This is a genomic window from Polaribacter sp. IC066 (genome assembly GCF_007997085.1).
GTDB lineage: Bacteria > Bacteroidota > Bacteroidia > Flavobacteriales > Flavobacteriaceae > Polaribacter.
On sequence record NZ_VORR01000095.1, the window covers coordinates 1 to 4,406 of the forward strand.

Consider the following 4,406-nt stretch of genomic DNA (forward strand, 5'->3'; position numbering starts at 1 on the left):
GATATAAAATTTAATCCGCCGTAAGCACTAATATTTTCTGTAGTTGTTGTAATTTTCACCTGTCAGGGTTTTCACCCAAGTTGGTGAAAATTATTGAGATGGAAAAGTCTTGTAACTACTATTTTTACAGGACTTTCCGTTTCTTTTGAATTGAGACCTGCGGAGTTAAGGTATTCTATATTTTTTCCGAAAACTTAAAAGTGTGCAAAGATATTTAATTTCGTACTTTTTGAATTCCAGTAGGATTTTCGCACGAGTACAAATTCCGCATTGTCATAAATTCCATAAACTTTGAAAATTCTATAATTTTGGTATACATTTCAGAATTTTTGCAACATTAAATTCCGATTTTACTTTTCGCAAACCTGGCAGAATTCCAAAATTCTGATTAGCGAAAAAGTGTTCCACAATTTTCAATTTCTCCCAATTTTAACAACACAATTTTTTTTACCTTATAGATGGCTGATTTTTCCATTTTGATTGGTTTCCGCAAACTTGCTTGACAATGAATGGCAACGTGTTTGTACAAGATTAGTTGCTGTGGTTAAGCACTAAAGTTAATAAATAATAACTGAATAAAAAGTCCGCGAGGACTTTCCTAAATAAACCAAAACAAAGCAATTAATTTTGTACGGTGTTGCTATTAGTGCTCTAACTTTAAGCTACATTAAATTTAAATTCATTCATTTCGACACTAAATCGAACGTTTGCTTTTAATGCTCCGAATACTTTCAAAATAGTTTCAATTGTCACATTTTTTGTATTCCGCTCTAATTTGGAAATTTGCGATTTTTGAACTCCAATTAATTCCCCGAGTTGTTCTTGAGTTAATTTTCGTTTTTTTCGGACAGATTTTATCATATCTCCAAGTACTTCCATTTTCAAGTCAAATTCATATTTGTCTCTTTCTGGAGTTCCAACTTTTCCGATGTCATTGTCCTTCATTTCGTCAAGTGTCATCATTTTCATTTTTTTATTTTTCGTTGCCATAATTTAAAGTTTATTTATCAAAATATTCAGTTCTAATTTTCAATGCTTTTTCAATTTGTGCTTTAGGAACTTTGCTCACTTTTTTAATCATTCCGTGTGTTGATAAAACAAGTGTTTCGGATTTATCAGTTTTATCCCAAAACGCAAAAAGTCTATATTGAATTCCTTGATATAGAGCTCTAAATTCCCAAATATCGTCCGTTAATTTTTTAAACAGTTTTGGGTCATTTTCAAGTTTCGCTTTATCTAAATTATAGTAGATTTTCTTTTTAGCTTTTATGTCTATTTTTGACATAAATTCAATAGCTTGTTCAAGAAAAATTACTTCAAATTTTAGTTTCATTCAATTTTTTTATTTAGTCCTTTTTACAAAGGTAATTAAAAAGTTGAATTATATGGAAACTTTCGAATTTATTTTTGGATTAATGACAACGAGTTGGTATATGGAAAGTAGCAGAATAAAAATGCTATTACTTTCAGTTTGTAAAACAAAAATAGTAGAAAAGCACAAACTTTGTAGTTTGCACTTTACTGCTATTTTTTATATACCGTGTTGGCAAATGTGCGTTTTACTAAATTAGCTTTATTTATTAATAACTATTTTTTTCAATTTCATTAAACCTTTACTAATAAAGAAGTTTATTTCCTCCATCTCTTAAAATTAAAGAAATTTCTGAGCTACTATTAATTCTTAATTTTGGGTTTTCTGAAAAAATAGTTGTGCCATCAGATAGCTTCACTTTAAAATAAAGCCTTTCTAATGTACCAAATTTACCAATCCATTTTCCAAACTCGCTTAAACCTTCTAAATCTCTAAATTCTCTATTACTTCTTATATATGTCCTTTGTTCTCCATTGGTAATTGATGAATATGGGCCTTCATCTTTTTTATAAATTTTAACGTTTTTACCAACCAAAGAATCTTTTTCTATAAATCTTCCATTTAATTCATCTCCAATATATAAAACAAATCCTGAATATTCTTTGTCTGTTGTGTTATAAATGTGAATTATAAATCCAGCACTACCTTCTTCTTCTTCAAAGCCAGAATGACCACATGCAGAAATAAACAATAAAAGAAGAGCAATAAATATTATTTTTTTAGTATCCATAATCATCATTATTAACAGAGAAATACACTAATCTATTTTTGTCAGCTTTTTTTATTAACCAATACACACGTTCTATTTCTGCTAAATATTCAGGTGTATTTTTATTAAAATTTTCATTCTTATAAATATATAATATATTATACATTTTTTCTTTAACCAGAGATTTTAATCTTGAATTACTAGGGTTTCTTATGTTATATGTTACTCCCGAAAAAGTTTGATATGTTGTGTCATCATCCCATATTTTTCTTCCAATAGCATTGTTATGATAATCCATAGCACTACTGTCTTGTTCATTACCACCGCATTTTTCATTCATATCTGCTACATCTTTAGCAAAATCTAATCTAGGTTTTTTAGCAGACATTGTATAATAATGGTTTGCTAATAGACCATTCCAAAATGTATGCCTAAAAGCATCTCTTTTTGTGTTTGCCTTACCTATTGAATAATATGATAAAGCAGCGTGCCATTTTGCGTATGCACCAGCTTTATAATAAGCAACATATCTTTTTACGTCCCACCAATCGATACTCAATTCCCTCAAAGTACAAGCTTCTGTATCTTCGTCACCTTGTTTAAGGTCTGTAATATCTGGCATTCTTGGCGGAGTAGGATTGTAATCACTACCACCTCCATAATCATAATCTACATCAAATTCTATAAGATACCTACTTGCAACCATATCATTTAGATTTCTTGAATAATATGAATCTATTTCTTCCGAATTAATAGCAATTTGCTTTTCGGATAAGGTTGGAAAATCTCTTTTAACCATTTCTAAATCAAATCCTTCTTCTTGTTAGGGAAAGTATTTAAAACTTTCGTCAACTGCCTCTGAAAATTTTTCAACGTCTAATGTTTCAATTCCTTTTCGCGCAAAATTAATACCTTTCTCAATTCGTTTTTCTTTTAAGACAAAATTAAATTTATCTGATTCATCTTTCTCTAAATTAACAATGCTTGTTTTAAAACGATGACTTACAGGTATTCCTTTAAAATAAACCAAGTTTGAGGTGTCAATAGCTGTTTCTTGTTTTTCTAGCGAATAACCTTCCTCGTTTTGACAAGAGCACATTAATAATCCAACAAAGATTAAGGTAAGTAATTTCATTTTTTGTAATTGTTTCATAATATTTCAATTTTTAATTAATATTCATTTTTCTGTAGCATTTTTGCCAACGTGTTTGTATAAGGTTAGTTGCGTTTTTGTGTGCGAGGATTTTCCAACGGAAAATCAGTAGTACGCAAAAATGCAACTAGCTTTTAGTTAAGCAGTAATTTAGCAATTTTTTATACACGGTGTTATCAAAAGTTGCGATTTTTTATCTATGATTTCGGTTTTTTCTAATTTTACAAGTGAGTGAATATTCCGCAATTATATTTTACACCTTTGAGTAATAATTCCGCAAATTTTTTATTTATTTTTTGAGTGAAAATTCCGCCATTCTGATTCTCCGCATTTTGCTAAATTCCGCAAACTTTCTTAATTCAACATTTGAGTGATAACTCCGCAATTTTGGTTTCAGAGTTTGAGTAATTTTTCACGCTTTTATAAAATCCACAATTTTGGAAAAATTCCGATTTGCGAGAGAGTGTTCCACAATTTTAAATTTCGTTTTTTCAGCTTTTAATTCGCTATTTTTTCCTCCGTTTGAGTGAGTGAGCAATTTTTGGTAACGTGTTTGTATAAGAATAGTTGCGGTTTTGTGTGCGAGGAATTTCCAACGGAAATTCAGCAGTACGCAAAAATGCAACTACCTTTGGTAAAGCACTAATTTAGCAATTATTTTTATACGGTGTTATCTTTTCGTTGTTTTTTCAGTTTATAATTCTGTTTTATTTCAGTTTTCTAATTTTTCAGAATTCAACTTTTGAGTGATTATTCCGCCAAATTTTCAGTTCAGAGTTTGAGTAAATTCCGCAATTCAGATTTTTCGCATTTTACTCAATTCCGCAAACTTTCTAAATTCAGCTTTTGAGTAAGAGTTCCGCCAAACTGATTTTCAGAGTTTGAGTAACTTCACACGTTTTATAAATTCAAATTTTGCTCAATATTCGCAAAATTTTCCGAGTGAGAGAGTGTTCCACATTTTTTAGTTTTTTCTTTAAAAATCAAGATTTTCAAACTATATATTCCATTTTCAGAATTTGAGTGGTCAATGAAAGCTAACGTATTTGTGTTATGGAAAGTTGCGTTTTTGTGTGCGAGGATTTTCCAACGGAAAATTTGAAGTACGCAAAAATGCAACTGCCTTTGGTAAAGCACTAATTTAGCAATTTTCTATACACGGTGTTAGCAAA

General features: G+C 29.8%; 5 protein-coding genes. All 5 read right to left on the bottom strand.

The features are described 5' to 3' along the window. Positions 1–657: 657 nt before the first annotated feature. The 5 genes from ES044_RS17770 to ES044_RS17790 all read right to left on the bottom strand — a co-directional run bounded on the left by ES044_RS17770 (position 658) and on the right by ES044_RS17790 (position 3,234). On the bottom strand, positions 658–990 hold the full coding sequence (locus ES044_RS17770; RefSeq protein WP_147120682.1) for a helix-turn-helix domain-containing protein: 333 nt from the start codon (positions 988–990) through the stop codon (positions 658–660). Positions 991–1,000: 10 nt separating this feature from the next. Then, complete coding sequence (locus ES044_RS17775) at positions 1,001–1,333, bottom strand: type II toxin-antitoxin system RelE/ParE family toxin (protein WP_147120683.1); 333 nt, start codon at positions 1,331–1,333, stop codon at positions 1,001–1,003. Between the two features lie 283 nt (positions 1,334–1,616). Further along, complete coding sequence (locus ES044_RS17780) at positions 1,617–2,102, bottom strand: hypothetical protein (RefSeq protein ID WP_147120684.1); 486 nt, start codon at positions 2,100–2,102, stop codon at positions 1,617–1,619. Then, positions 2,092–2,880 carry a DUF6973 domain-containing protein gene (locus ES044_RS17785; RefSeq protein ID WP_147120685.1) on the bottom strand — a complete coding sequence of 263 codons (789 nt, stop codon included), beginning with the start codon at positions 2,878–2,880 and terminating at the stop codon, positions 2,092–2,094. Before ES044_RS17785 ends, ES044_RS17780 begins: the two co-directional genes overlap by 11 nt. A gap of 24 nt (positions 2,881–2,904) precedes the next feature. Next, the gene (locus tag ES044_RS17790) at positions 2,905–3,234 is read right to left on the bottom strand and encodes a hypothetical protein (RefSeq protein WP_147120686.1); all 330 of its coding nucleotides are present in this window, start codon (positions 3,232–3,234) and stop codon (positions 2,905–2,907) included. Positions 3,235–4,406 lie beyond the last annotated feature (1,172 nt).

Excerpts from the sequence above, each read along its gene's own strand:
- ES044_RS17770 (WP_147120682.1), bottom strand. The coding sequence starts at position 990 with ATGGCAACGAAAAATAAAAAAATGAAAATGATGACACTTGACGAAATG.
- ES044_RS17775 (WP_147120683.1), bottom strand. The coding sequence starts at position 1,333 with ATGAAACTAAAATTTGAAGTAATTTTTCTTGAACAAGCTATTGAATTT.
- ES044_RS17780 (WP_147120684.1), bottom strand. The coding sequence starts at position 2,102 with ATGGATACTAAAAAAATAATATTTATTGCTCTTCTTTTATTGTTTATT.
- ES044_RS17785 (WP_147120685.1), bottom strand. The coding sequence starts at position 2,880 with ATGGTTAAAAGAGATTTTCCAACCTTATCCGAAAAGCAAATTGCTATT.
- ES044_RS17790 (WP_147120686.1), bottom strand. The coding sequence starts at position 3,234 with ATGAAACAATTACAAAAAATGAAATTACTTACCTTAATCTTTGTTGGA.